Annotated in this window: 30 protein-coding genes and 6 pseudogenes; 16 read left to right on the forward strand and 20 right to left on the reverse strand. The window is 60.7% G+C overall.

Features of this window, described 5'->3' with window-relative positions:
- Nucleotides 1–173: 173 nt before the first annotated feature.
- The 5 genes and pseudogenes from QNJ43_RS16275 to flgH all read left to right on the forward strand — a co-directional run.
- Nucleotides 174–239: pseudogene (locus QNJ43_RS16275) on the forward strand (flagellar basal body protein); the annotation flags it as partial.
- A gap of 12 nt (nucleotides 240–251) precedes the next feature.
- Nucleotides 252–428, forward strand: a complete 177-nt coding sequence (locus QNJ43_RS16280; protein ID WP_300471658.1) for a hypothetical protein — start codon at nucleotides 252–254, stop codon at nucleotides 426–428.
- Nucleotides 425–1,193 (forward strand): annotated as a pseudogene (gene flgG, locus QNJ43_RS16285) (flagellar basal-body rod protein FlgG). Before QNJ43_RS16280 ends, flgG begins: the two are co-directional and overlap by 4 nt.
- Before the next feature lie 18 nt (nucleotides 1,194–1,211).
- Nucleotides 1,212–2,171, forward strand: a complete 960-nt coding sequence (gene flgA, locus QNJ43_RS16290) for a flagellar basal body P-ring formation chaperone FlgA (protein WP_300471659.1) — start codon at nucleotides 1,212–1,214, stop codon at nucleotides 2,169–2,171.
- Nucleotides 2,172–2,222: 51 nt separating this feature from the next.
- Nucleotides 2,223–2,925, forward strand: a pseudogene (flgH, locus tag QNJ43_RS16295) (flagellar basal body L-ring protein FlgH).
- 367 nt (nucleotides 2,926–3,292) lie between these two features.
- On the opposite strand, the gene dksA reads toward flgH, so the two are convergent.
- Together dksA and QNJ43_RS16305 are read right to left on the reverse strand one after the other, a co-directional pair.
- Nucleotides 3,293–3,709 carry an RNA polymerase-binding protein DksA gene (gene dksA, locus QNJ43_RS16300; RefSeq protein WP_300471660.1) on the reverse strand — a complete coding sequence of 139 codons (417 nt, stop codon included), beginning with the start codon at nucleotides 3,707–3,709 and terminating at the stop codon, nucleotides 3,293–3,295.
- Between the two features lie 294 nt (nucleotides 3,710–4,003).
- Complete coding sequence (locus tag QNJ43_RS16305; protein WP_300471661.1) at nucleotides 4,004–4,357, reverse strand: flagellar assembly protein FliX; 354 nt, start codon at nucleotides 4,355–4,357, stop codon at nucleotides 4,004–4,006.
- Nucleotides 4,358–4,679: 322 nt separating this feature from the next.
- Here QNJ43_RS16305 and QNJ43_RS16310 point away from each other — a divergent pair.
- The 4 genes and pseudogenes from QNJ43_RS16310 to QNJ43_RS16325 all read left to right on the forward strand — a co-directional run bounded on the left by QNJ43_RS16310 (nucleotide 4,680) and on the right by QNJ43_RS16325 (nucleotide 7,661).
- A pseudogene (locus tag QNJ43_RS16310) lies at nucleotides 4,680–5,755 on the forward strand (flagellar basal body P-ring protein FlgI).
- Entirely contained in the window at nucleotides 5,755–6,081 is a 327-nt protein-coding gene (locus tag QNJ43_RS16315) for a rod-binding protein (protein WP_300471662.1), read from the forward strand. The pseudogene QNJ43_RS16310 and the gene QNJ43_RS16315 overlap by 1 nt, the downstream one beginning before the upstream one ends.
- Nucleotides 6,082–6,204: 123 nt before the next feature.
- Nucleotides 6,205–6,591: a flagellar protein FlgN gene (locus tag QNJ43_RS16320; protein WP_300471663.1), complete on the forward strand. Its 387-nt coding sequence runs from the start codon at nucleotides 6,205–6,207 to the stop codon at nucleotides 6,589–6,591.
- Nucleotides 6,592–7,370: 779 nt separating this feature from the next.
- Complete coding sequence (locus QNJ43_RS16325; protein WP_300471664.1) at nucleotides 7,371–7,661, forward strand: hypothetical protein; 291 nt, start codon at nucleotides 7,371–7,373, stop codon at nucleotides 7,659–7,661.
- Between the two features lie 58 nt (nucleotides 7,662–7,719).
- On the opposite strand, the gene QNJ43_RS16330 is transcribed toward QNJ43_RS16325, so the two are convergent.
- From QNJ43_RS16330 to QNJ43_RS27335, 18 genes and pseudogenes are all read right to left on the reverse strand, one after another.
- Nucleotides 7,720–8,121 carry a flagellar biosynthesis regulator FlaF gene (locus QNJ43_RS16330; protein ID WP_346433010.1) on the reverse strand — a complete coding sequence of 134 codons (402 nt, stop codon included), beginning with the start codon at nucleotides 8,119–8,121 and terminating at the stop codon, nucleotides 7,720–7,722.
- Entirely contained in the window at nucleotides 8,024–8,512 is a 489-nt protein-coding gene (gene flbT, locus QNJ43_RS16335) for a flagellar biosynthesis repressor FlbT (protein WP_346433011.1), read from the reverse strand. Before flbT ends, QNJ43_RS16330 begins: the two co-directional genes overlap by 98 nt.
- Before the next feature lie 120 nt (nucleotides 8,513–8,632).
- Complete coding sequence (locus QNJ43_RS16340; RefSeq protein ID WP_300471666.1) at nucleotides 8,633–9,238, reverse strand: hypothetical protein; 606 nt, start codon at nucleotides 9,236–9,238, stop codon at nucleotides 8,633–8,635.
- A 775-nt stretch (nucleotides 9,239–10,013) separates the two neighbouring features.
- Nucleotides 10,014–10,291, reverse strand: a pseudogene (locus tag QNJ43_RS16345) (flagellar hook protein); the annotation flags it as partial.
- Nucleotides 10,292–10,672: 381 nt separating this feature from the next.
- Complete coding sequence (locus tag QNJ43_RS16350) at nucleotides 10,673–11,128, reverse strand: flagellin (protein WP_300471667.1); 456 nt, start codon at nucleotides 11,126–11,128, stop codon at nucleotides 10,673–10,675.
- Between the two features lie 72 nt (nucleotides 11,129–11,200).
- On the reverse strand, nucleotides 11,201–12,175 hold the full coding sequence (locus QNJ43_RS16355) for a hypothetical protein (RefSeq protein WP_346433019.1): 975 nt from the start codon (nucleotides 12,173–12,175) through the stop codon (nucleotides 11,201–11,203).
- Between the two features lie 577 nt (nucleotides 12,176–12,752).
- The gene (locus QNJ43_RS16360) at nucleotides 12,753–13,106 is read right to left on the reverse strand and encodes a hypothetical protein (RefSeq protein WP_300471668.1); all 354 of its coding nucleotides are present in this window, start codon (nucleotides 13,104–13,106) and stop codon (nucleotides 12,753–12,755) included.
- The gene (locus QNJ43_RS16365) at nucleotides 13,066–13,455 is read right to left on the reverse strand and encodes a hypothetical protein (RefSeq protein WP_300471669.1); all 390 of its coding nucleotides are present in this window, start codon (nucleotides 13,453–13,455) and stop codon (nucleotides 13,066–13,068) included. The genes QNJ43_RS16360 and QNJ43_RS16365 overlap by 41 nt, the downstream gene beginning before the upstream one ends.
- A gap of 93 nt (nucleotides 13,456–13,548) precedes the next feature.
- Nucleotides 13,549–13,830: a hypothetical protein gene (locus tag QNJ43_RS16370; protein ID WP_300471670.1), complete on the reverse strand. Its 282-nt coding sequence runs from the start codon at nucleotides 13,828–13,830 to the stop codon at nucleotides 13,549–13,551.
- Complete coding sequence (locus tag QNJ43_RS16375; protein WP_300471671.1) at nucleotides 13,812–14,261, reverse strand: hypothetical protein; 450 nt, start codon at nucleotides 14,259–14,261, stop codon at nucleotides 13,812–13,814. The genes QNJ43_RS16370 and QNJ43_RS16375 overlap by 19 nt, the downstream gene beginning before the upstream one ends.
- Before the next feature lie 8 nt (nucleotides 14,262–14,269).
- Nucleotides 14,270–14,926 carry a flagellar basal body rod C-terminal domain-containing protein gene (locus tag QNJ43_RS16380; protein WP_300471672.1) on the reverse strand — a complete coding sequence of 219 codons (657 nt, stop codon included), beginning with the start codon at nucleotides 14,924–14,926 and terminating at the stop codon, nucleotides 14,270–14,272.
- Nucleotides 14,927–15,026: 100 nt separating this feature from the next.
- Nucleotides 15,027–15,149, reverse strand: coding sequence for a hypothetical protein (locus tag QNJ43_RS16385; protein WP_300471673.1), 123 nt, complete (start codon nucleotides 15,147–15,149; stop codon nucleotides 15,027–15,029).
- On the reverse strand, nucleotides 15,130–15,450 hold the full coding sequence (locus tag QNJ43_RS16390) for a hypothetical protein (RefSeq protein ID WP_300471674.1): 321 nt from the start codon (nucleotides 15,448–15,450) through the stop codon (nucleotides 15,130–15,132). The genes QNJ43_RS16385 and QNJ43_RS16390 overlap by 20 nt, the downstream gene beginning before the upstream one ends.
- A 112-nt stretch (nucleotides 15,451–15,562) precedes the next feature.
- Entirely contained in the window at nucleotides 15,563–15,757 is a 195-nt protein-coding gene (locus QNJ43_RS16395) for a hypothetical protein (protein ID WP_300471675.1), read from the reverse strand.
- Entirely contained in the window at nucleotides 15,720–15,911 is a 192-nt protein-coding gene (locus tag QNJ43_RS16400) for a hypothetical protein (RefSeq protein ID WP_300471676.1), read from the reverse strand. Before QNJ43_RS16400 ends, QNJ43_RS16395 begins: the two co-directional genes overlap by 38 nt.
- 293 nt (nucleotides 15,912–16,204) lie before the next feature.
- On the reverse strand, nucleotides 16,205–16,927 hold the full coding sequence (locus QNJ43_RS27325) for a flagellar hook-basal body complex protein (protein ID WP_346433012.1): 723 nt from the start codon (nucleotides 16,925–16,927) through the stop codon (nucleotides 16,205–16,207).
- Between the two features lie 45 nt (nucleotides 16,928–16,972).
- On the reverse strand, nucleotides 16,973–17,128 hold the full coding sequence (locus QNJ43_RS27330; RefSeq protein ID WP_346433013.1) for a hypothetical protein: 156 nt from the start codon (nucleotides 17,126–17,128) through the stop codon (nucleotides 16,973–16,975).
- Between the two features lie 66 nt (nucleotides 17,129–17,194).
- Complete coding sequence (locus QNJ43_RS27335) at nucleotides 17,195–17,569, reverse strand: flagellar hook-basal body complex protein (protein ID WP_346433014.1); 375 nt, start codon at nucleotides 17,567–17,569, stop codon at nucleotides 17,195–17,197.
- A gap of 312 nt (nucleotides 17,570–17,881) precedes the next feature.
- Here QNJ43_RS27335 and QNJ43_RS16410 point away from each other — a divergent pair.
- The 7 genes and pseudogenes from QNJ43_RS16410 (at nucleotide 17,882) to QNJ43_RS16440 (ending at nucleotide 24,246) form a co-directional block, all read left to right on the forward strand.
- Nucleotides 17,882–18,742, forward strand: a pseudogene (locus tag QNJ43_RS16410) (MoxR family ATPase).
- 3 nt (nucleotides 18,743–18,745) lie between these two features.
- Nucleotides 18,746–19,282 carry a hypothetical protein gene (locus QNJ43_RS16415; RefSeq protein WP_300471677.1) on the forward strand — a complete coding sequence of 179 codons (537 nt, stop codon included), beginning with the start codon at nucleotides 18,746–18,748 and terminating at the stop codon, nucleotides 19,280–19,282.
- Between the two features lie 25 nt (nucleotides 19,283–19,307).
- The gene (locus tag QNJ43_RS16420) at nucleotides 19,308–19,841 is read left to right on the forward strand and encodes a histidine phosphatase family protein (RefSeq protein ID WP_300471678.1); all 534 of its coding nucleotides are present in this window, start codon (nucleotides 19,308–19,310) and stop codon (nucleotides 19,839–19,841) included.
- A gap of 338 nt (nucleotides 19,842–20,179) precedes the next feature.
- On the forward strand, nucleotides 20,180–21,667 hold the full coding sequence (locus QNJ43_RS16425; protein WP_300471679.1) for a YcjX family protein: 1,488 nt from the start codon (nucleotides 20,180–20,182) through the stop codon (nucleotides 21,665–21,667).
- On the forward strand, nucleotides 21,664–22,734 hold the full coding sequence (locus QNJ43_RS16430) for a TIGR01620 family protein (protein WP_300471680.1): 1,071 nt from the start codon (nucleotides 21,664–21,666) through the stop codon (nucleotides 22,732–22,734). Before QNJ43_RS16425 ends, QNJ43_RS16430 begins: the two co-directional genes overlap by 4 nt.
- Nucleotides 22,735–22,966: 232 nt before the next feature.
- Nucleotides 22,967–23,935: a hypothetical protein gene (locus QNJ43_RS16435; protein WP_300471681.1), complete on the forward strand. Its 969-nt coding sequence runs from the start codon at nucleotides 22,967–22,969 to the stop codon at nucleotides 23,933–23,935.
- A gap of 14 nt (nucleotides 23,936–23,949) precedes the next feature.
- Nucleotides 23,950–24,246, forward strand: coding sequence for a hypothetical protein (locus QNJ43_RS16440; RefSeq protein WP_300471682.1), 297 nt, complete (start codon nucleotides 23,950–23,952; stop codon nucleotides 24,244–24,246).
- Nucleotides 24,247–24,258 lie beyond the last annotated feature (12 nt).

Consider the following 24,258-nt stretch of genomic DNA (forward strand, 5'->3'; position numbering starts at 1 on the left):
AGAAATTTTTGCCGCGTATTAACCCTATCGTTCCGATTTTTCCTTTGTTTTCAATGGTCCAAAAACTGGCACGGCTCGTGCAGTTAACAGGGCGACCGCGTCGTCTGGGGAGATTGACGCGGTACTGGGGAGCATAAGTAAAATTAACGATGTAGAATGCGGAGCTCATCGGGCTGTCGCGTCAGACCGAACTCAAGCGGCAACTGGCCGTCGTCGCCAACAATCTCGCAAACCTCAACACGAGCGGGTTCATGAACGAGAATCTGCTGTTTGAGGAATACACGATGCCGGTCGCGAAAATGAGCGAGTTTCCGCGGCTCGACCGACCTCTATCCTACGTTCACGACTTCTCGTCCTTCCGCGACATGTCGGCGACACCGAAAGCTAGAGCCCGGCCCACCACCAGTTTTGAGGAGATGAGCCAATGAGGGCGCTCCATATCGCAGCTACGGGCATGAAGGCCCAGGAACTCAACGTCGAAGTCGTTTCGAACAACCTCGCGAACACGCGCACCACCGGCTACAAGCGCCAGCGTGCGGAGTTCCAGGATCTGCTCTACCAGAACCTGCGTCGGGTCGGGACGAACACCTCCAATGCAGGCACCCTGGTGCCGACCGGCGTCCAGCTCGGTTCCGGTGTGCGTACCGCCGCCACCAGCCGCATCATGTCCCAGGGTGCCGTGGAACAGAAGGAAAAAGAAATCGACATCGCCATCAAGGGCGAAGGGTTCTTCCAGATCGACCTGCCGGACGGCTCCACCGCGTATACCCGCGACGGCTCGTTCGAACGCGATGCTGACGGCCAACTCGTCACCGTCGACGGCTACGCCGTGCAGCCGGGTATTACCATCCCCGACGATGCGCTCGACATCACCATCAACACCGAGGGCACCGTCAACGACGTCGTCCAGGATTTCGGCCAGATCCAGCTTGCCCGCTTCACCAACAAGGGCGGTCTGCAGGCAATCGGCGACAACCTGTTTCTGGAAACGGAAGCCAGCGGCGCGCCGATCACCGGCAATCCCGGCCGACGACAGCAACGGCACCCTGCTTCAGAACTACCTGGAAGCGGCCAACGTGGAAGCCATGACCGAAATCACCGACCTGATCTCCGCCCAGCGCGCCTACGAGATGAACTCCAAGATGATCCAGGCCACCGCCGAAATGATGCAGACCAATACTCAGCTGCGTTAACGAACGGGAGCCGGATCCATGATGCGCACTCTCATCCTCACCGCCCTCGTCGCGGCCCTGCCGCTGGCCGGCATGCATGCCGGCGAACGACCCACCTTGCGCGGTAACGTTACCGCGACCCACGACGTCGTCACCATCGGGGACTTCTTCGACCACGCCGGTTCCCATGCCGAGCGGGTCCTGTTCCGGACCCCCGACCTCGGGCGCACCGGCACCGTTCCCGCCATCGACGTCCTGAACCGCGCCCGCGCCGCCGGTCTCGTCCATGCCGATATTGCCGGGCTGCGCCAGGTCATCGTGCATCGCGCGACCCTGACCGTCGGGCCCGACAAGCTGAAAGAGATGATCCGCGCGCCTCTGCTTGAGCGCGCGGGCGTCGACGAGCCGCAGGATCTGAAGATCAGCTATGACGGCCAACTGCCGACCGTGACAGCCGATCCTTCGGCCCGCGAACCCGTCAAGCTCGCCCGCCTCGCCTATTCTGCGCCGATCGGCCGGTTCGACGCTCTCTTCACCATGCCGATCCAGGGCCTGGACCTCGTCTTCTCCGTCTCCGGCACGGCCGTGCGTACGGTTGAGATCATGACGCTGGCCCACCGCGTCGCCCGCGGTGCCACGGCCACCGCCCACGATCTGCAGATCTTCCGCGTGCCCCGCACCAGCCTGCGCGACGACACGGTCACCGATCCCGACAGGATCGTCGGCATGGCGCTGCGCCGCTCGCGGACGTCCTGCAGCTTTCTGATGGCCGATGACTTCGAAGAACCGCTGGCGGTCGAGCGGCGGGGCAAGATGATCATCACCTACAAGGTCTCCGGCCTCACCCTGACCGTCCAGGGACAGGCCATGGCCGATGCCGTGACGAGTGACGTGATTGACGTTCTCAACATTCAATCTCAGCGCACCATCCAGACCGTCGTGACAGGTCCGGGCCGCGTTTCCGTCCAGCCGCGCACGGGCGCGCTTCGTACGTCTTGAGGAGCCCCTCCAGTGACCTCCTTCCGCATTCTCCTCGCATGCTTCGCGGCCATGATGGTTGCCGGGTACGGCACCATCGACAAGCTGAAGAACATCGGCAAAGAACCGGAGCTGAGCGCCATCAAGGATCCGATCACCACGCCGGACTACCGGCCGGTGAAGATGCCGATGCCGCATCCCGAACCCGTCCACTACGCCGCCAACTCGCTCTGGCAGTCCGGATCGCGCTCCTTCTTCAAGGATCAGCGCGCCCGCCAGGTCGGCGACCTTCTGACCGTGGTCGTCACCATCACCGACAAGGTGGAAATCGACAACGCCACGACCCGCGAACGCTCCGGCTCGGATTCCGTCGGCGCGGGCGGTGCGGTCGGCTCGGTCATCGACAAGTACCTGCAGCCGTCGGGCTCGAGCGTCTCCGATCTCGCCTACGTCTCCAGTTCGTCGAACCAGTCCGGCTCCGGCACGGTCGACCGCAGCGAAACCCTGGAAACCACGGTCGCCGCCGTGGTCACCCAGGTCCTGCCCAACGGCAACCTCGTCATCGAGGGCCGTCAGGAGGTCCGGGTGAATTTCGAGGTTCGCGAACTGATCGTGGCGGGCGTGATCCGGCCTGAGGATATCGGGGCGGAGAAACACCATCGACAACTCCAAGATCGCCGAAGCCCGCATCGCCTACGGCGGACACGACCAGATCACCGATGTCCAGCAGCCGCGCTACGGCGCGCAAGTGCTCAATATCCTGCTGCCCTTCTAGCGACAGCCCTTCAGATCAAGAGGTGCCGCCGATCCGTCAGGCAGCACCTTTTCCCAGGCTCCCCAAGCTGTTCCCTCCCGCTCCCCAGGCAGGACAGCTTTACAAGGGCGCGGTGCCATGCTCCCCAAGCGCACCGCGCCCATTTTCTTTTTGTATGACGTGTTGCGAAACGGTGAGAGACCAACGGACACCTTTCTCTCTCCGTGTGGGGAGAAAGCTGCTCAAGGGCTCATTGGCAGCCCCGATCCGGTGTTTTCTCCGGAGCACAAAAAGAAAAGGCCGCCCGAAGGCGGCTTTTAATTCAGTCTGTCGATGAAGGTTGTCTATCGATCGGCGGGCTTGTGCAAGCGCCCGTCCTTTGCCCGGATCAATCGTCCCGATAAACGCGTTCACGCCGCTCGTGACGTTCCTGAGCTTCCAGCGACAGGGTCGCGATCGGCCGGGCGTCGAGGCGCTTCACCGAGATCGGCTCACCCGTTTCCTCACAATAGCCGTAACTACCGTCCTCGATCCGCTGCAATGCAGCATCGATCTTGGAGATGAGTTTACGCTGCCGGTCCCGAGCTCGAAGCTCAATCGAACGGTCGGATTCCGACGACGCACGATCGGCAAGATCTGGGTGGTTTTGACTTTCTTCCTGTAAATGAGTGAGAGTTTCTTTGCTCTCACGCAGAATATCTTCCCTCCAAGCGAGCAGCTTCGAGCGGAAATACTCGCGCTGCCTCTCATTCATGAACGGTTCGTCCTCATGAGGACGATAATCAACTTCGACTTCAACCGTCATGGATCACTCCTAAAAACCTAACGAGGCCGCGCGGAATATAGCGATCACACCCCCTCCCCGCAACGACGATGTCGGGAAAAATCTAACCCTTTCGTGATATTAGGTAGTTATGGGTATACGAAGAGCCGCTCAGCATCATCCGACGCCGCGTTTCGTGCACCTTGCCGGGCCCTACCGATTCCCGATTGCCCATTTCAAGCCCCTCGCCCCAGGCGTGCATCGCCTCAATCGAGGAACCGTCCGAGCTTGGCCAACTCCACCCGCGCCCCGAGGTTGATCTCGTCGATCACCGCCTCAAGCTGCGGATCGCCGGAAGGAAAGCGCGACTGGACCAGGTTTCAGGATCCGCTCAAGACGGGCTTCGGGAATGACCCCGGCCAAGAGATCCGCCTTCATCTTTTCCAGCGCATAGAGGAGATCGTGGCCGCGCTTCGTCGCGCCCTTCCTCTTGCCGGTAAGCGGATCCTCGACCTCCTGTAGCGACAAAAGCGCATCGACCCCGTAGACGGCGCCAGCACCACTCGAAACGCTCGCCTGCTCCGTTTCCTCCGCAGAGGCAGGTGTGAACGTGGAACCGGATTTAGCCGGTTCCTTCGCGCTCGATCGTTTCTGAACCTTTGAGCCAGACGTCGGTCCGCCAATCCGCATAACGTTTGCCCCGTCTTGGTCTTGCCCATCGGCAGCCTGATCTCTCAACAAGTCGCCCGGAAGCGACTCGGAGGGCAGAAATTACCGAAAACTTAAGGTGTTTCGGAGCACTAGGCAGATTTTGCCCGGTTTCCACCGTGTTTCGAATCTTATCAGTGGAAACATATCACTCCAAATCGCTTTCAATTTCAATCTGTTAAAGACGGGACGCACATGAATGCGCGGTTGGCACGTTCCTCGCTACAGGAAGCGGGTACACGAAACACCTTTACGGATTGCCTTCACAATGTCCCTGGTTTCCAGTCTTCGCCTCTTCGTCCTGATGACCGCGACGCTCGCCGCCACCGCGGCCTGGCCCGCCTCGCGCATCAAGGACATTGACGACTTCGAAGGCATCCGCGAGAACCAGCTCATCGGTTACGGCCTCGTCGTCGACCTCCAGGGAACCGGCGACACGCTGAACAACTCGCCTTTCACCAAGCAGAGCCTGCAGGCCATGCTGGAGCGTCTCGACGTCAACATCCGCGGCACCGATCTCAAGACCCAGAACGTCGCCGCCGTGATGGTCACCGCCAACCTGCCCGCCTTCACCACCCAGGGCACCCGCATCGACGTGACGGTGAGCGCCATGGGCGATGCCGACAGCCTGCAGGGCGGAACGCTGCTGGTCACCCCGCTGATCGGCGCCGACGGCGAGGTCTACGCCATCGCGCAAGGGCCGCTGGCCATCGGCGGTTTCTCCGCACAAGGCGCAGCCGCTTCGATCACGCAAGGCGTGCCGACCTTGGGTCGCATTTCCAACGGCGCGGTGGTTGAACGCGAACTGAAGTTCCGCCTGGCTTCCATGACCTCCCTGCGCCTGCAGCTTCGCAATCCGGATCTGACCACCGCGCGCCGAATCGCGCTGGCCGTCAACAAACTGATCGGCCTGCCGACGGCCGAGCCCACCGACCCGGCCACCGTGCGCCTGACCCTGCCGCGCGACTTCGACGGCAACATCGTCGACCTCATGACCGACATCGAGCAATTGCGCATCGAACTGGATCTGCCGGCCAAGATCGTCATCGACGAGAAGTCCGGCATCATCGTCATGGGGCAGAACGTGAAGGTCTCCACCGTCGCGGTTGCCCAGGGCAACCTCACGGTGACGATCGCGGAAAGCCCGATCGTTTCCCAGCCGCAGCCCTTCGGCGAAGACCAGCCACCGTCGTACCGCGCACCGACGTGACCGTCAGCGACGGCTCCGACAAGAAGGTCGCCTTGGTCCGCGAGAGCGTCACGCTTCAGGAACTCGTGGACGGACTGAATGCGCTGGGGATCGGCCCGCGCGACCTGATCTCCATACTTCAGGCGATCAAGGCGGCCGGCGCCCTCCAGGCGGAAATCGAGGTGATCTGATGAGCGACAGCGCCGCATCCCTCCTCCCCCAATCGACGCTCAGCAACCTGAACGCCTCCAGGGCCAGCGCGCTGAGCAACAAGAACACCTCCAAGACCCGAGAGGCCTCCGAGGAGTTCGAAGCCGTGTTCCTGCACCAGATGAGCGACGCCATGTTCGAAACCATCGAGGGCGGCGGAACTTTCGGCGATTCAAACGCTTCTGAAACCTGGCGGGGCATGCTCTCCGAGCAATACGCCTCAGCCATAGTCGACGCGGGCGGCATCGGCATTGCCGACACCGTCCAGCGCGAACTCATTGCCATGCAGGAAGGTTCATCGCTATGACCGCGACATTGAACCGGGGAACCGGTGGCCAGGGTTCCGGCTTCGGAACGAGACAAGACAACGACCGCCACCCGATCGCCACGCGCGGAAGCGGAACACGAATGCGCCGAACTGCGGCGCACCATGGATAGCCTGCTGGCCGTCATCGAGCAGGAAACGGCGCTGCTGCGCGCCGGCAAGCTGCGCGAGGCGGGCGAAATGCAGCCGCGCAAGGCCGAGCTGATGCAGCACTACATCCAGTGCCTGAACCGCACCCGCGACAATTCCGTGGCGCTCGGCAATCTCGCCCCCGTCGCGGTGGCGGACCTGCGCTGCGATCATGCCGAATTCCAGGCGGTACTGAAGATCAATCTCACGATCCTGTCCACGGCGCGCGAAGTTGCCGAGAAGCTCGTGCGCTCCGTCGCAGAGAGCGTCAGCGTTGCCGAGACGCCCAAGACCTACGATCGCGGAGGCGTGCGCCCGCCGGCCAACTCCACGCGCGGGATCGCGGTCAACCGCAATCTGTGACCTTTCAACGCGGTCACGTGTCGTAGAGACGGGACGGCGCCTGTCGTAGCGCCGTTCCACTATTGTGCAATGGAACGAGGAAGGCCTCGAAGCCCCCTTTTCCCCTGCAGCGCAGCCCGATACCGGCATTTTTGCAAAAAACAAAGATTCCAAAGCCTTGTCGCGAAGCACATTTTACCGCTTGACCGACAACCTGCCTTCACCCTGCCCCCTCGGCTTTTGGGAAGCCTCTGATTTATAAGCGTTATTATTGTCATTTTTCTCAATGACGGTCTTTCGAATTGAATTGGTCGAATTTCGGAGGCTGGACCTCTTAAATTTTGCTAAATGTTTACCTCTTTCCAATCCAATCAGAAACACGCTATATACTTGGCCACAGTAATATTGGGCATCATGAGTATTGAGCCCTAAGGAGGTTGCCATGGACACGGGATTGGCAAAGCCCGTTTCGGCATTCACTCAACCCGTCACATCGCAAGCACAGTATGCATTGCGAACGGAAGCAATAGCGGAAACGGAGTTGCCGACGGGAAGCGTCGTGACGCAGGTCGCTGACAGCGATGAGAGCGCGCGCTCACGCCAGGAGGAGGAACGCCGGGCTGCCCCGCCGCTCAAGCGCGAGAACTTCTTCGATCAGGAAACGGACTCGCTGATCTTCCAGGCGACCGGTCCCGAGATCGGGGAAGTCGTGCGCCAGACTTCCGGAAGAAGCGCTCCTGCGCCTCCATCAGGCCCTGGCCGAACAGATTGCCGCCAGCTCCTCGACGACCGGCCTCGAGATGGAAAGCGCCAGCCAGTCGAGCGTGGACCGCACCTTAGTGATGCCCGGCGGCGCGGAGATCCGCCCCCCAGGCTCGTTATTGCCTATTTTTTCAAAAACCTCCCGCATCCCTCCCCCTTCAATCCTCCCCCTTCAATCCTCCGCCATCTTCCGAAAGCCGCGCCACGCACCAACGTCGCCTCGCGATACGAAGCGGGCGTTCCAGGATGCGTTCTGCCCGGAAATGCAGGCGGAGGCGCGCAGCGACCTGACTGCGGGCGAGACATATTGCATCCCTAACGCCGAATGAGATCGACCGGCTGCAAAAGACAAAGTGCGCGCCGGAGACCGGCACGCGCTTTGGAAAATCAGATCAGATCAAGGCAGCAAGAGGTCAGGCGCGCCCGCGCAGCCCTTCCGCGATATTGCGGTTGATGGAAATCAGCGAGCGAGGCCAGGCGTTGCCGATCGGGCTGATACATCACGTCCAGCATCCGGTTCATGATGAACACGCCGAGATTGGTGATGTTGACCTTGATCGGATCGGGCAACTGATTGTCGGCTTCACTGATTGCCGCAAGCAGAAAGGTCCACAGCCGTCGGTTGTAGGTCAGCTGTTCGTTCAGATCGGCGCGGGACACGTCATCCCAGTTGTCCATGACGTTTTGCAGCTTACCTGCCGCCTTCATCAACAACGTCGCTTCCAGATCGCGAGGGTTCACCCCCGTCTGGCTCATTTTCTGATAGGCCGTCGTTGCCTGATTGTACATGCCCGATCAGCTCCTGCTCGTAGTCGATAATCGCTCTCGCTTCTTTGAGAGCGTGGTACAAAGATCCGATTAAGATATTATTATTAATTCGGTCGATGACCTGAAACATACTAGGCTCTGTATCAAGTACATATTTTACAAGGTCAAAATATATATCCTGATGCGCCCCGGAACCCTGGTCGAGATACATGAGCTGGATGACCAGATATATACGCTTGGCCGGGGTGTCCGCAGTTTCCTTTGTAAGTATATCTTTTTCGCGCAGAATGGGTGCTTTTCCGGAAATAAACAGCCTGGTCCGGTGGCCCCCATTCGTTATAACGCTGGGGCCCAGTATGAACTTTTCGCCGGGTTTTAGCTCGATTTTCAACACCATGACGAAGAGTTTCACTGCTTTTGGTTGAAGGATGTTTACCAACTGTGCCGAGCAGGGACAGTCATGCGATTTGAATCGCCGCTCTGCACGTTAGCGCGAAAGAGCGCCGCGCGATACGCCTGTAGACCTTCCGTTTCAATTGAACCGGTCCGACCGGCCGGACCGGGCGCAACCCATTGCATTCAATCCGCTTTCCGCCCGCTTTGAATGACGGGCGAAAAGCACGTTCCTGCTAGAACAGGCTGAGCGGCGCCTGGTCGGCCTGCGAGGCCAGCGACAGCGCCGTGGTGGACAGTGCTGACGGTCGTCTTGCAGAGCCAGCATGTTCGCCGCTTCCTCGTTGCCGTTGGCCAGAACCAGGTTGTCGGCCCCGGTCTCCAGCGTGTTCATCATCATCTTGGTAAATTCGGTGCGGTTCTCCACGATAGGCAGATTGGAGCCGAAGGTGGAGGCCTGCGAGCGCACCGTGTTGAGCACTTCCTTCACCTTGGCCAGCAACGTGTCGATGTCGTCGTCGAAATCCAGATCGGAAGCTTCCAGATCGCTCAAACCGAGATAGGCGGCGTTGATGATCTCGCCGTCCTTGGTCTGGATATTGATCGTCGACGTGCCGGTCTCGTTGAAGGTTAGCTTCAGATTATCGCCACGCAACAGATTGATACCGTTATAGGAACTGTCGTCGGACAACTTGTCGAACTGGCCGCGCAACTCGTCGAACTGCTCCGCGAGATCCGAACACACCCCGTTGCCGTCGATCGACGTTGTGCCGGGGTCGAGCCGTCCGCAACGCCCGCGGAGGTCGTGCCGGTAACGGTCAGATCCCCTGTCGACTAATTCTCGATGCGCAGCTTGCCGTCATCGTTGGAAACGCAAACCTTGTCTTCAAGCGCGGTCGTGTTGTCGTGTTGTTGATCTCGTTAACAATCGAAGCAACGGTGCGCTGAGTGATATTGGAAATACTGTCGGCAGCCGCTGCAAGACCGGAGTCCGAGGCGCCCGCCAGCGTTTCGGCCACGTTCATCACGCTCACCGCAGCGACGGAACTGTTGGCGACCACATCCGCCGTCAGCACAAGCTCGCCACCGCTCGTGGAGGCCGTGATGCCAAGCCTTTCGGCATCGAAAAGCGAGTTCAGCGCACTGGACAACTCCCCGGCGGTCACCGCCTCGACGTCCGCGACGCCGAAGGTGACGACCGTACCGCCATCGAGCGTCAGCGAGAGAGTATCGGCATCGCTCGCCGTAATGGCGACGGACTGAGCCGTACCGCCGTTCAGGGCGACGTCGAAATCGAGCGTACCGGCGTAAAAGTCGTCGGCCGCGCTGTCGAAGTCGAGCGCGGAGAAGCCGCTGCCGGTCGAAACGCCCTGCGCTTCCGTCAGATCGATATCGACCGGCGTGGTGCCGATGGCACCGTCGGACAGGGAGAGCAACTCCGTTCCGGCCGGCGTATCGCCCACATCAAGCGTACAGGCCGCGGTTTCGTAGATCTTGTCCTGGCGCGCCTGACGCAATGTCGACTGCATCGATTCAAGCGCGTTGGTAATCGCGGTCAGGCCGTTATCCGCCGCCTCCAGCGTCTTCACGCCGTTGGTCATCGGATCATGAGCTGCGAAAGGTCGTTCGCACGCGACTGGAGAGATGAGGAGGTAAAGAAGTTCGTCGGATTGTCGAGCGCGGAATTAACCTTCTTGCCGGTGGCAAGTCGGTTCTGGGTCGTCGCCATCAGATCCGCAGTGTTCTGCAGAGAGAGGAGATTCTGCCGCACGCTAGAGGAGAGGGTGATGTCAGACACGGTCGCCATCCAATCCTGAAAACGCAGGAGTTCGTTAAGACATGTTAATTGATGACACAGAAATGGTTAACGGTTTGTAAACACCTGGCTGAAAAACGCAACATTCACCCCGTTATACGTAAAAAAAATCTAACCGGGCTCATTTATTCGTAGAAAAGCAGAATGCGAGCATCTTTTTTATCAACGTAACGGGCGAGACTTCTCCTGTAAGGCAAACACCGGATACCAGGGACAGCAGGAAAGTCGACAACGAAAAATGGCAGAGCTGAGCCCCGCCGTTCAAGTGCTATCGCGAATTCTCTCGCGAGTATTCCGCGTGGGATCGTCTTAGAACAGGCTGAGCGGAGCCTGATCGGCCTGCGAGGCCAGCGAAAGAGCGGTCTAAGACAGCTGCTGACGGGTCTGCAGGGCCAGCATGTTCGCCGTTTCCTCGTTGCCATCGGCCAGCACCAGGTTGTCGGCGCCGGTCTCCAGCGTATTCATCATCGCCGTCGTGAAGTCCTGACGATTTTCCACGACGGAGAGGTTCGAACCAAAGGTGGACGATTGCGAACGGACCGTGTTGATCGCATCCTTCACCGAGGTCAGCAACGCATCGATATTGGTGTCGCTATCCAGATCTTCCGCCTCGATATCGGCCAGACCCAGAGTGCCGGCGTTGATCGTCTCGCCGTCCTTGGTCTGGATGTCGATGGTGGAAGTGCCGATCTCGTTGAAGGTGATCGTCAGGTCGTCACCGCGCAGCAGATTGATGCCGTTGTAGGAAGCATCATCCGAGAGCTTGTCGAGCTGGTCACGCAGTTCGTTGAACTGATCGGCCAGGGTCGGCGCGCACATCGTCGCCGTCGATGGTCGTGGTGCCGGTGGACCCGTCAATGGTCGTACCGAAGGAGTTGACGCCGGTCACGATCAGATCCTGCGTCGACTGGTTTTCCAGACGAAGCGTGCCATCATCGTTCGACGCACGAACCTTGTCGTCAAGCGGGGTGTTGGCGTTGATCTCGGTAACCAGTTCGTCGACGGTCTTGGCTTCGACGTTGGTGAGCGATTCCGCGCCGCCGGACAGGCCACAGAGTCGGAAGAGCCCGCCAGGGTTTCGGCAACGTTCGAGACGGCAACCGAAGCGGTGTTGCTCGAAGACGCCGTATCGGCCGTCAGTACGAGTTCACCACCGCTGGTGGAGGCCGCGATGCCCAGGCTTTCCGCATCGAAGAGCGTGTTCAATGCATCGGCCAGCTCGGTAGACGTAATCGCTTCCACGTCGGCGACGTCAAAGGTCACGGCAGTGCCGCCATCAAGCGTCAACGACAGAGTATCGGCATCCGAAGCGGTGATCGCGACGGTCTGCGCCGTGCCGCCATCGAGCGAGACGTCGAAGTTCAGCGTACCGGCGTAAGAGTCTTCGGCCGCGCTGTCGAAGTCGAGGGCTGCGAAGCCCGAACCCGTGAAGGTACCGGTCGCCTTGGTCAGGGCCGTATCGACGGCCGTGGTGCCGACGGAACCACCGGACAGAGACAGGGTCTCGGTGCCGGCCGGGCTGGAACCCACGTCAACCGTGTAGGACGCGGTCTCGAAGGACTTGTCCTGACGGGCCTGACGCAGGGTGGATTGCATCGACTCGAGCGTGTTGGTGATCGACGTCAGACCGTTATCCGCAGCCTCAAGCGTCTTGATGCCGCTGGACATGGAGTCCATCAGCGAATCGAGATCGCCCGCACGCGATTGTAGCGAGAAAGAGGTGAAGAAGTTGGTCGGATTGCCGAGCGCCGAGTTGACCTTCTTGCCGGTGGCAAGACGGTTCTGGGTCGTAGCCATCAGGTCAGCAGTGTTCTGCAGGGAGAGCAGGTTTTGACGGACGCCGGAGGAGAGAATGATGTCAGATATTACAGTTTTCCTTGTTCTGGAAACAGAGCACCCGTTCTGGGTGAACGCGAGGAACTTAAGTTTTAGATCTTAACGAAAAGTAAAAAATCATACGATACGTTAAGTAATATGCAACACTAATGTCATTTATTACACTTTTTATTAGGACCTGAATCGGCTAATAATTTTTTATTTTTCACTATTTACGGTTCTTTGATTTCTTACAATTTGTTTATTTATTAAAATAAATTGATTCATAATACTTCCATAGCCCATAAAAGGAGGTATATCCCGGGGTAGTTCCCCCTCCCGCACGCGACACCTTCGCGCAAAGCTTCGCCCTCACCTCCCGCACGAACGCGGTCGAGGCGGCTCAATTGACCACGTGGAAAGGTCGGTATCGCAGGAAAAGCGGAAAAGACGCAGCGCCCTCCTCCGACTCATCGTGCGACGAGCGCGCTCGTAAGGCTTGGCGGGCAGCTACAGACAGAGAAACGGGCGCGCCGGGGAGGAAACCTCTCCCAGGCATGCCCGTCGGATCGGCACGGCATATGGTTCAGGGGCGCCGCTTCGCTTGCGACACCCGTACAGAGCCTTGCTACAGGCAGTTCGACAGCAAGAGCTGAAAGGTAATGGCTGTCGTCTGGTAACTGATCTCCATCATCGACTGGAGTTGCAGCACCTGCGCGGCGACCTCGTTGGCATCGATGCCTTCGATGTCCTCCACGGCGGTCACCAACGAGTTCTGCGTGGTCGTATGGCGCTCATCCACCCGCTGGACGGCGAGATGGGTGGTGGCCAGCTCCATCTCGATCTTCTCGATCCCGGAAGTTTGCCCGCCCGTATTTTGCAGCTGAGTGCGCGAGCGTTCGGCCATGGCCGTATAGAAGGCATGGTCCTCCTCGCTCTCGTCAGAGAAGTCGGCCGCCACAAAGGCTGCGATCGACTGCACCACCTCGCGAATGCCGTCCTCGTTGGCGCGCACGCCGTAATTCACGGTGAACGTAATTCACGGTGAAATTGTCATCGATCACCGCGCTCGACCCGGATCGCGGGTCGGCAACCGTCTGATCGCCCACATACCAGGCGACCGTGTCGGCACTGCCGTCGCGCGTCGCCGTGGCCGTGTTGTAGGGAGGCCCGTCGACACGGTCGACCACCTTGCCTTGATAGGTATCGAAGAAGGTCTCCGAAGCCCGCATATGCGAGGCGGCTTTCAACTCGCTGCCGGCCTTTTCCGCCAACGCCTCGTCGAGCGCGATCTGGAAGTTCGCGTCCGTATCGGCGGAGGTTGCCCTCAATTCGAAGCCGTTATTCTCGCCCGCACTTTCGGCAACGTGCAATTCGATGGTGGTCTGCGTGCCATCGGGAAGGTCCAGATAGACCTTGATCGTCTACCCCACCTCCGGCTGACCGGCAAAATCGATATCCTGGCTGGCTGGCGGACCGGCCGTGTAGGTCGTCGTGACGTTTGTAAGATCGGAGGTGACGTCGGCGATCTTGAAGCCGAAATCGTGCGTCCCGTCCTCCGCCAGCGTCACGGTCGTGCCGGCGAGTGTATTGGTCAGCCGCCCGTTGTCGAGCCAACCGGCATCGGCCTGGACATATTCGACGATCACCTGCGTGAGCCCCGCATGGATCAGATCGCCGTCCATGATCAGGTCGTAGTCGGCCACGGGCGCACTATCGACCTTGGCGCCGCCATAGAGCTGACGGCCGCCGACATCGCTGTTGAGCAGCCCGAGCATTCCACCAGCGAGACCTTGGCGGAAGTCTGACTGTTCGTCCCCCCGTCGGCCTGCTGCACGAAATTGTTGGGATCGATGGCGGTGCGCGCTTCCGACCGGATCTCGTCCATGCGTGCGATGGTCTGGTCGAGCACGTTCATCCGCAGATCGACGAAATCGATCGTCGACTGATAGGACTCTACCTCGCCCATCCGCTGCTTCAACGACAGATCCAGGCTGCGGTTCAGACCGAGCCCCGCATAGGTCGTGGAATTCTTCTGCGTGGAAAGCTGACGCTGCAGATCGTCGAAGGTCGACCGCATCTGAGTGAGCTGGTCGATCAGCGAGGAATTTTTGAAGAAAACGGTGTTAACGGCCATGATGCGCCTCACGCATTCATCAGAACATCGAACAGTTCGCGAACGGCGGTCATCACCCGGGCATTGGATGTGTAGGCGTTCTGCAACTGTATGAGCCGGGCGAGTTCCTCATCCATGTTGACGGCGGAGGAGTCGTCGAGCCGGTCCTTCAGATTGTTGGTGACGACCTCCTGGCCCGACCGCGCACTCTCAAGGTTCGCCGCCTTGGCCGACTGCCGCCCGATCACCTCCGACAGATAGTCTGTGATCGTTCCGCTGAAGGGCGCAGTCGAGGTTTCCACCCCGGCCGCACTGTCGAAGTCAAAGGAGCTCTGCGTCAGCGCGTTCAGCATCGCCAGCGGCCGGGTCGAATCGCCGTCTTCCGTCGGCGTCGCGGTATCGAAGATCACCAGCCGCGAGATGTCGCTGAGAAGATCGGGATTGACCGAGATCCGCCCCGCATAGCCGACCTTCTGGTCGCGCCCTTCAAGCACATCCGTATAGATCTCGCCGGACAAGCCGTCGATGAAGAAGGGTAATGCCTCGCCCTCCCCCGTCAGCCCCGTCGCCGTGACGATTGCATCGAGCCCTATAATGGTGGAGGTGGTGCCTCCGTCATCGACAAAGCTGAACACCGACACGGTATTGGAGACGGTGAAACCCGCCGCGGTCAGAGCCGCCTGCATCTGGGTCGCAGCCGCCGCGTTGCCGCCGGAGAAATCGATGCCGTAGACGGTGTCGTTCGGATCGGCGGTGGCGGTGTCGTCCAGAGGAAGTTGCGTGGCGTCATCGACGCGCAGAAAGCTGATGGTCTGCTCGTCGCCCGACCCCGCATCCGTATAAGGTCAGCGTGACCTTGTTGCCCGACTGCAGCGCGGCCAGATCGACCTCAAGTCCCTGCTGGGGCAAGATCGCGCCCGCGTCCGTGCTTTCCACCGTGTAGCTGGACAATGCCAGCGACATCTGGCTGGCAAACTCGTCGAGCTGGTCCTGAATCTTCCACCAGATAGTCGTCGCGCAGATCCACCAGCGCGCCCAGCGTGCCGAACGTGACGCCATTGGTGGCGATCATGTCGATGGCGGAGCCGCCCGGCATCACCAGCGTCAGCGTGCCGGCACTGCTTAGTGCGGGATCCTCGTCCCACTGGGCTTCGGCCGAAATCGTCGAGCGCCCGTCGAAACACAGTTCGGAGGCGTAGACATCCAGCAACGGCAGGCCGTTCTGGGTATAGAGCCGGACCGAACCGTTCTCGTCGTTGCGGATGTTCAGATCGATAAAACCCGACAGCTCATCCAGATTGCGATCGCGCTCATCCTCCAGATCAGCGACCGACTTGCCGCCCGACTGCTACGACACGATCTGGTCGTTGGGATCGTCGATCGTAGATGATGAGCTGATTGATCCAGTCGACCGTGTCGCCGATCGAGGTTCCCACCTGCTGCCGCAGCTCCTGGACGGAGGATGTGGCGCTGTTCAGTTCAGACGCCAGCGCCTGCGCGCTCTGCACCACCTGCAAGCGAGTCGTGTAGTCCTCGGGCGAGGTAGTCAGCGCCGACAGATCGGAGACGAACTGGGTTCATCAGTTCACTGAGCGAGCCCGAATCCTCGAGCGAGCCGAGCAACTCGTCGACGCGCGAGGAATAGGTCGCCATCATGTCCGCATAGGACATGTCCGCATTGGCGTCGCGTTATTGCCGCTGAACGTTCTCATCAAGACTGCGCGTGATCTCATCGGACACCACGTCGATAACCTGGCCGTTGCTGCCATAGGCCAACCGAGGCCTGGACACTCTTCTTGGTGTAGCCGACCAGTATCCGCACTGGCGATATTGGCCAACGTCACATCCAGCTGCCGCTGGCTGTAACTGAGATCGTAAAGAGCGGTATTGAGCGCCGAACTCAGACCCATGGTACAACCGTCCTGACGAAAGGGTTATATGGAGCCGCCGGTCATAGGTCCCAATTACCGGACCATGTTGAGGGCTTCCTGCAGCATCTCCTCGCCGGAGGTGACAATGCGGGTATTCGCCGAATAGGCCTGGTGGGTGATGATCAGCTTGGAGAACTCGTCGGCGATATCGGTGTTCGACGCCTCCAGGGCATTACCCACGACGGAGCCGGTCGCGCTGTAGAGAGGCTCGCCGGAATCCGTGGTCCAGGCGAAGGCACCGCCGTCCAGGCGCTCAAGCCGGTTGTCGGCCTCGAACGAGGCGATCGAGATCTCGTAGAGATCGCGCGTCTGGCCGTTATTGTAGGTGGTCACGATCCGGCCGGCCGAGGAGATCTGTACGCCAGTCTGCTCGCCGGAGGCATAACCGTCCTGCGACAGCGTCTTGACCTTCACCGAGCCGTTGGGATCGGCGTACTGGGTCAGACTGTTGGAACCGTAGGTGAACAGCACGTCTCCAGCGTCATTGCCGTCCACCTTCAGGTTGGAGATGGTGATGTTGCTGGCCGCCGGAGAGAGGAACGATCCGTCGGAGTCGAACGTGAACTGCTGCACGTGCGTCCAGACGGGATCGGTGCCGGTGGCATCCGCATCGGTCAGATAATAGAGCTCCCACTGAGCGTCCTGCGGCACGGAGGAATCCGCGTTCTGCGACTTCGCCCAGCGCATCTGCACGTTCACGGGCGAGCCGTTGTCGTCGTAGATCGTGATGGCCTCACCGGCCAGAGACGTCTGCAAGAAGGCCGTTTCATCGGCCGCAGTAATGTCATCGCCCGGCGTGATCTAGCTGTCCAGCAGCTCGGAGCCCGTCACGGTCGTATCGGCATTCGCGGTCAACGGATACGTCGGCAGGTTCGCGCGATATTCAATCTCAGTCGTCGCATTCGCTGCCAGGAAGTCGTTGCTGATCTGAATCAGCTCCGGCACGGTACCTGTCACGTTGCCGGTCGTCTCGTCGATCGAACTGCCGAACAGATAGTAGCCGGCACCGTTGACGAGATAACCTTACTCGTTGATCTCGAAATCGCCGCGACGCGTATAGACGTTGTCGCCGGAGAAGATCGAACGCCCGTCGGTCTCGCCCACCTTCGACTGCACGACGAAATAGCCGTCGCCGTTGATCGCCATGAAGGTGTCGATATCGGAACGCTGAATGTCACCGACAATTTCGTTCGTCGCCCGCGAATTCGACGTCACCGTACCCGCAATCTGCGTGGTCTGATCGTTGCCGCCGCTGGCGACGAGATCAGCGAAGCTGCTGTCCAGGCGCTTGTAGCCGACGGTCTGGGAGTTGGCGATGTTGCCCGAGATATTCTCAAGCGCATAGGACTGCGCTTGCAGCCCCGAGATTGCAGCATTGATGGCACCGTAGATGCCCATCGACTTCTCCTCACGAGTGATCGCTAGTCAGCGAGGGGTACAAAAACTCGAACCCTTCATCGCAACGCCCGTGCCAAGTCGAAAAAAGTGCGCCTGGTTCCCGCAATCTCAACGTATTAGGCGTGTTCAGTGGTTTTTTTATCCTGGCTTCAACCGGGACAAACGTGCCGCCTTCAGGCAAACGTTGCCGGGCGGGCGGTAAGTTTTGACGTCGAAAATGACCCTGCGGCTTGGCGACGCCGCCGGTTGCGGCTTGTGCTCCGCCGACCCTTCCAATGTCAGAACAGCCACCCTCAACATCAGAACACCCGAATGCGTTTCGAAGGCACTGCCAACTACGTCGCGACCGAGGATCTTGCGCATTGCCGTGAATGCGGCCATCGCCCTGGAACGACCGTTGCTGGTCAAGGGCGAGCCGGGAACGGACAAGATCGTTCTAGCCAAGGAAGTTGCCGCAGCTCTCGATGCACCGCTGATCGAATAGCACGTCAAGTCGACCACCAAGACGCAACAGGGTCTTTATGAATATGACGCGGTCTCGCGCCTGCGCGACAGCCAGCTCGGCGACAAGCGCGTCCACGACATCAAGGATTACATCAGGCGCGGCAAGCTGTGGAACGCCTTCGTCTCCGAGCGCCGCCCCGTCCTCCTCATCGACGAGATCGGCAAGGCCGACATCGAATTCCCCAACGATCTGCTGCTCGAACTCGACCGCATGGAGCTCCACGTCTACGAGACGGGCGAGACGATCCGCGCAGAAGTCCGTCCGCTGGTGATCATCACCTCCAACAACGAGAAGGACCTGCCGGACGCCTTCCTGCGCCGCTGCTTCTTCCACTACATCAAGTTCCCCGACGACGAGACCATGCGCGAGATCGTCGAGATTCATTTTCCGGGCCTGAAGGGCATGCTGCTGCGCGAGGCACTGTCGCTCTTCTATTGTCGCTCTTCTATGAGGTGCGCGAGGTGCCGGGGCTAAAGAAGAAGCCGTCGACCTCGGAGCTGCTCGACTGGATCAAGCTTCTGGTCAACGAGGACATCGACCCCGAGACGCTGAAACAGCGCGACGCCTCAAAGCTGATCCCGCTGCTGCACGGCGCCCTGCTAAAGAACGAGCAGGACGTTCATCTGTTCGAGCGCCTCGCCTTCATAGCGCGCCGTCAGGGACGCTAAGCAATGCGCCGAAGCCCCCTGTCGCTCATTGCCGCACTCCTCTGCACGCTCGCACTTCCCGCGGTGGCACTCGTGAGCGGCACCCGCCCGGCGGCGGCCGACGAAGGCTGGCGTCAGGATTTCGGCAGCCTGTCCCACTATACCGGCCTCACCTGCCCCGACCGCATCGGCGCGCTGGAGCGTTTCGAGGTCGCGGGCACGACCGCCACCATGCTGGCGAGCTGTACCTACCGCGCCGGCGAAATCTACGTCGTGGTGCAGCTTTGGGAGCAGGGACACCTCAAGCACGTGCTGGAGGATTACCGCAACCGGTTCAAGCGGATCGGCTTCAAGCAGGTCGCAGGCACGAGCGTCACCTCACGCGGGCTGACATTCGTCGTCGGCCATGACGGCAAGATGCAGCGTCGCGAGACGATCTGGCCGCTGTCCATCGGTCAGCGCGGCCTGATCTTGTGGATGAACTATGCCCATCCCGTCGACAACGAGACGATAATGATGGCCTATACTGACATGGTGGATCTGCTGCGCACCATGAAATGACGGCATGCCCGAAGAGAGACAGCCTATGCCGCGTCTGATGCTCCTGCGCCATGCCAAATCCTCCTGGGCGGAGATGACGACTTCGGACTTCGAACGACCGCTCGCCTCTCGCGGGCAGAGAAACGCGCCCCTGATGGGCCGCTACATGGAAACCAACGCACTCCTGCCGGACCGGGTTCTGTGTTCCTCCGCACTCAGAGCCCGCCTGACCTTCTCCGGCCTCCTCCCCTTCTTCGACATCGATTTCGACACCCTCTTCCTGCGAGACATCTACGACACGCTTGATGACGACTACATGCCGCTGATCCGGCATCACGGCGGCAATGCACAGTCGCTCATGCTAATCGACCACAATCCGGCGGCGATCCACGAGACGGCCCTCGCCCTCGTCCAGAACGGCACGCCGGAGGACATCAAACGTCTGGAGGAGGGCTTTCCCACCGCCACCCTCGCGGTGATCGACTTCGATTGCGAGGACTGGGACTCGCTCGAACCGCAATCGGGACGGCTGGTCGCCCTCATCAAACCGCGCGATCTGGAGGTAATGGTCGTCAGCTAGGATCGGGGGCGGGATTGGGGCTAATCGAATGGCGACGCCCTCTCCGCCATCATCCCCCGGCAAAGTCCGGGGGATCCAGCACTCACCGCACATGCCGCTACCTGCTGGATTGCCCGGACAAAGCCGGGCAATGACCACGATAGAGAAGTCGACGCACGGCAAACTTCGCCTCCGTCGAAGCCAGTCGGGCAGCTTCCATTTGCAGTGGGCCTTGCAAATTCCTACATCAGCGCAACAACCCTCGAGCGAACCATCGGGGACTTCAGATAAACTGGAACCATCGGTTCCGGCCTCAACGACGCGAGGAAGCCCCTTTCGAAACACCGGCTGGGCGACCGATGCAACCCGATCGTGGAGTGATCCGGCCGTTGATCAAGCTGACCTCAATCGCCGACGGGACACTGAACGCCTTCGATAATATCGTGGACGGAGCTCAGGCGCTTGCCATGCCCAATCTGCGCCTCGGCGTGACCGGCCTGTCGCGCGCGGGCAAGACCGTCTTCATCACGGCACTGGTTCACAACCTCGTTCACGGCGGCCGCCTGCCCCTGTTTCAGATCGCAGCCGAAGGCCGCATCGCGCGTGCCTTTCTCCAGCCCCAGCCCGACGACACGGTGCCGCGCTTCGACTATGAAGCCCATGTCAACACACTGCTAGACGAACGTATCTGGCCGCAGTCGACCCGGCAGGTGTCCGAATTACGGCTGACCGTGGAATACGAATCCGCCACCTTCATGAAGATCATGCTGGGGCGCGGCACACTCAATCTCGATATCGTCGACTATCCCGGCGAATGGCTGCTCGATCTACCCTTGCTCAACAAGAATTTCCGCACCTGGTCGCGCGAGGCGTTGGCGCTTGCCTCCGAGCCCGCACGCAAGGGGCTCGCCGCCCCCTGGCTGGATGCTTTGGCAAAGACCGATCCTCAGACGGAGGCAGACGAGACCCAGGCACGCGACCTGGCGGCCCGGTTCACCGCCTATCTCGGCGCCTGCCGCGATGACGACTACGCCCTTTCGCTGCTGCCCCCCGGCCGTTTCCTGATGCCCGGCGACATGGAAGGCTCGCCTGCGCTGACCTTCTGCCCGCTTGATCTGGCAGACGGCACGTCCGCAAAACGCGGCAGTCTGGCGGCGATGATGGAGCGGCGGTTCGAAGCCTACAAGAAGCATGTGGTGCGCCCGTTCTTCCGCGAGCATTTCGCCCGGCTTGACCGGCAGATCGTGCTGGTCGATGCGCTGTCCGCACTGAACGCGGGCCCGGCGGCGGTGCGCGACCTGGAGGCGGCGCTGGCAGGGATCCTCTCCTGCTTCCGGCCGGGTCGCAATTCCTGGCTGTCGCACATTCTGGTTCACCGCATCGACCGCATCCTGTTTGCCGCCACCAAGGCCGATCACCTCCACCACACCGACCACGACCGGCTGGAAGCCATTCTGGCCAAGCTGGTGGAAAAGGCCGTCGCGCGGGCCGAATTCGCCGGAGCCGAAGTCGAGGTATCGGCGCTGGCCGCAATACGCGCCACCCGCGAGGCGCAGGTACGCGAGGCGGGCGTGACCCTTCCCACCATTCTCGGCACGCCGCTGCCCGGCGAACGGCTGGAGGCGGAAACCTATGACGGGAACAGCGAGATCGCGCTCTTTCCCGGCGACCTGCCGGACGATCCGGCCGCGATCTACGAGCCCGCGCAAGGCCCCGCGCCCGATCTGCGTTTCATCCGTTTCCGCCCGCCCAAGCTGGAGCGCACGGCAGAGGGACTGACCCTGTCGCTGCCGCATATCCGGCTGGACCGGGCCCTGCAATTCCTCGTTGGAGACAAGCTCGCATGAGGGACGAACCAACGCGCCGCGCCCCGCGCGCCTTTCATGTCGACGGCAACCGCATCGTCGAGGACGAAGCCCCGCGCGAGGAACCCGGCCACGCCCAGACAAGCCACGCCCGGCGCAGGGTAGCGGCCGAAATCGTTCCCGAACCAGCGCTGCCGGAGGAGGAGATCCTCCCCGCCCCGATGCCGAAGCGTCGCGCGACGCATTGGGGCCGGTGGCTGGCGGTCGGGCTCGGTGGTCTGATCTCACTGGCGGTCGGACTGGCCGTCGACAACCTGATCCGCGATCTCTTCACCCGCACCGACTGGCTCGGCTGGACCGGCATCGCGCTCGCCGCATTGGCCGTTCTCGCCGTGCTGGCGATCATCTTGCGCGAAATCGCCGGGCTCTCGCGGCTAAAGCAGATTGATCGCCTGAGACAGAAATTCGCCGCAGCAGCCGAAGCCGACGACCGCAAAACGGCCGGAGCCGCGCTGAAGGAACTCACGGCGCTTTACCCTGCCCGTCCAGAGACCGCGCGCGGCCGCAGCGCCATGACAGCCCATACCCGCGAAATCATCGACGGGCGCGATCTCGTCATCCTGACCGAACGAGAACTGTTGAGCCCGCTCGACGCGCAGGCGCGAAACCTCGTCGGCAACGCCTCAAAGCGGGTCTCCGTGGTCACCGCCATCAGCCCGCGCGCCATCGTCGACCTGCTGGTCGTCGGCATCGAGAACCTGCAGCTCATCCGGGCCCTGTCGCAGCTTTACGGCGGACGGCCGGGCACGCTCGGCATCTTCCGGCTGGTGCGCCATGTCTTTGCCCACCTCGCGGTGACCGGCGGCATGGCGGCGGGCGACAGCCTGCTCCAGCAGGTCCTGGGTCAAGGCCTCGCCGCCCGCGTTTCCGCCCGCCTCGGCGAAGGTGTGATCAACGGCCTCCTGACGGCCCGCATCGGCGCTGCCGCCATCGACGTCTGCCGCCCGGTTCCCTTCATCGGCACGCAGGCCCCTCGGGTAACGGACTTCGTCAGCTCCCTGCGCAAGGCTGCCGATACGGTGGAAGAGAAAGAAGTTCGGACCGATTAGGGTGTGTCATTTTAACCGAGGCGTCAACAAAATAGTCAGCGTCATGCCGTAGATCTGCTTTCGTTCAGCGATTGCATTTTGCGAGTTTTACGGAATCAGCGAGAAACAAATGGCGATTTCCGATACCGGACATCTTGAAACCGATGGCTTTTCTTCTTCATTTTCAGATAAATATGCCTGACTTCTGGCCTTCTAGGGCGTTCTGCTCCCCAATCTCCCGTTTCTGGCGCTGATGACATTCGCCTGCCCGAACCGGTCGGGCGCCGTTCTCCTCTACCTGCTGGTGGCAATCGCTTCCCGCAAGGTGCCGGGATGGCTGGCCGTTGCGCTGCTCGTTCTCGCAGTCTGCATCGACACGTTCATGGTGATCGCCGGGATCTTCGATCTCGCGCCGAGCCTTTTGCTGGAATCGATCCGCTACGCCGTTGCCTTCGATTTTTTCAGCTCCACTGCCTATCTGGTGGCAGTCGGCGTTCTGGTCGCCAGCACCGCGGCGACCGCGTGGATGCTGATCCATTTCCGCAAGCAGATGCAGATGGCGAGGCTGTTGCCGGCAATCCTCACCACGGTTGCCATTTTCGCCGTCGACGTTTCGGTCAATATGCCGACCAAGAACTTCGAAGGCCTGTTCGGCTCCCTTTATTCCTCGCGGGTTCCCTTCACCTCTGCGATGGAGGAGATCGGGCTCGAGCAATCGGCGGTTGCCGACGGGCACAACCTGCTGATGGTCGTCGTGGAGGGCATGGGCGCTTTCGAGACACCCGAGCATCAGGCGTTGCTCACCAATCTCCTTGAGACGCGAGAGCTGAAGAGCCGTTACACTGTCACGTCCGGCACTTCATCCTATGTGGGTTCCACGACCGGCGCGGAATCGCGCGAGTTGTGCGTTACATGGGGCGATTTCCGCGATTATCTCGGCAAGCCCCACTACGATTGTCTGCCCGCACGCATGGCGAAGGCCGGTTACGAGACGACCGCCTTGCACGCCTTCACCGGAAACTTCTTCCAGCGCAACGCGTGGTATCCGCATGTCGGCTTCCAGCACCAACACTTCCTGGAAGATCTGGTCACCGACGGCACCGATCCAAATCCCTCCTTTTGCGGTCTGACCTTCAGGGGCCTGTGCGATGGCGATGTCGTACAAAGGTCCGCTCCTATCTCGACGGGGCGAACGGCAAGCCACGCTTTGCCTACTGGCTGACGCTCAACACCCACATGCCGATTGCTCCCGACACAGGCACCCCGCGCCTTGCCTGCGACACTGACAATCCGTTTGCCGATCACATGGTCTGCGACATGACGGAGATGTGGATGGACGTGATGGACGACATCGCCGCCATCGCCAACGATCCGGACTTGCCGCCCACCGACATCGTCATTGTCGGCGACCACACGCCCCCGCTATGGACGCGCAGCGGCCGCAACGCCTTCGCACCCGGCAAGGTGGCCTGTTACGCCCTGAAGGCACGGACGAACCGACAAACCGCCCACAACGAAACAACCCGGCCTTGACCTAAGGGACGG

The organism is Breoghania sp., assembly GCF_030066895.1.
In the GTDB taxonomy this organism is placed as follows: domain Bacteria; phylum Pseudomonadota; class Alphaproteobacteria; order Rhizobiales; family Stappiaceae; genus Breoghania.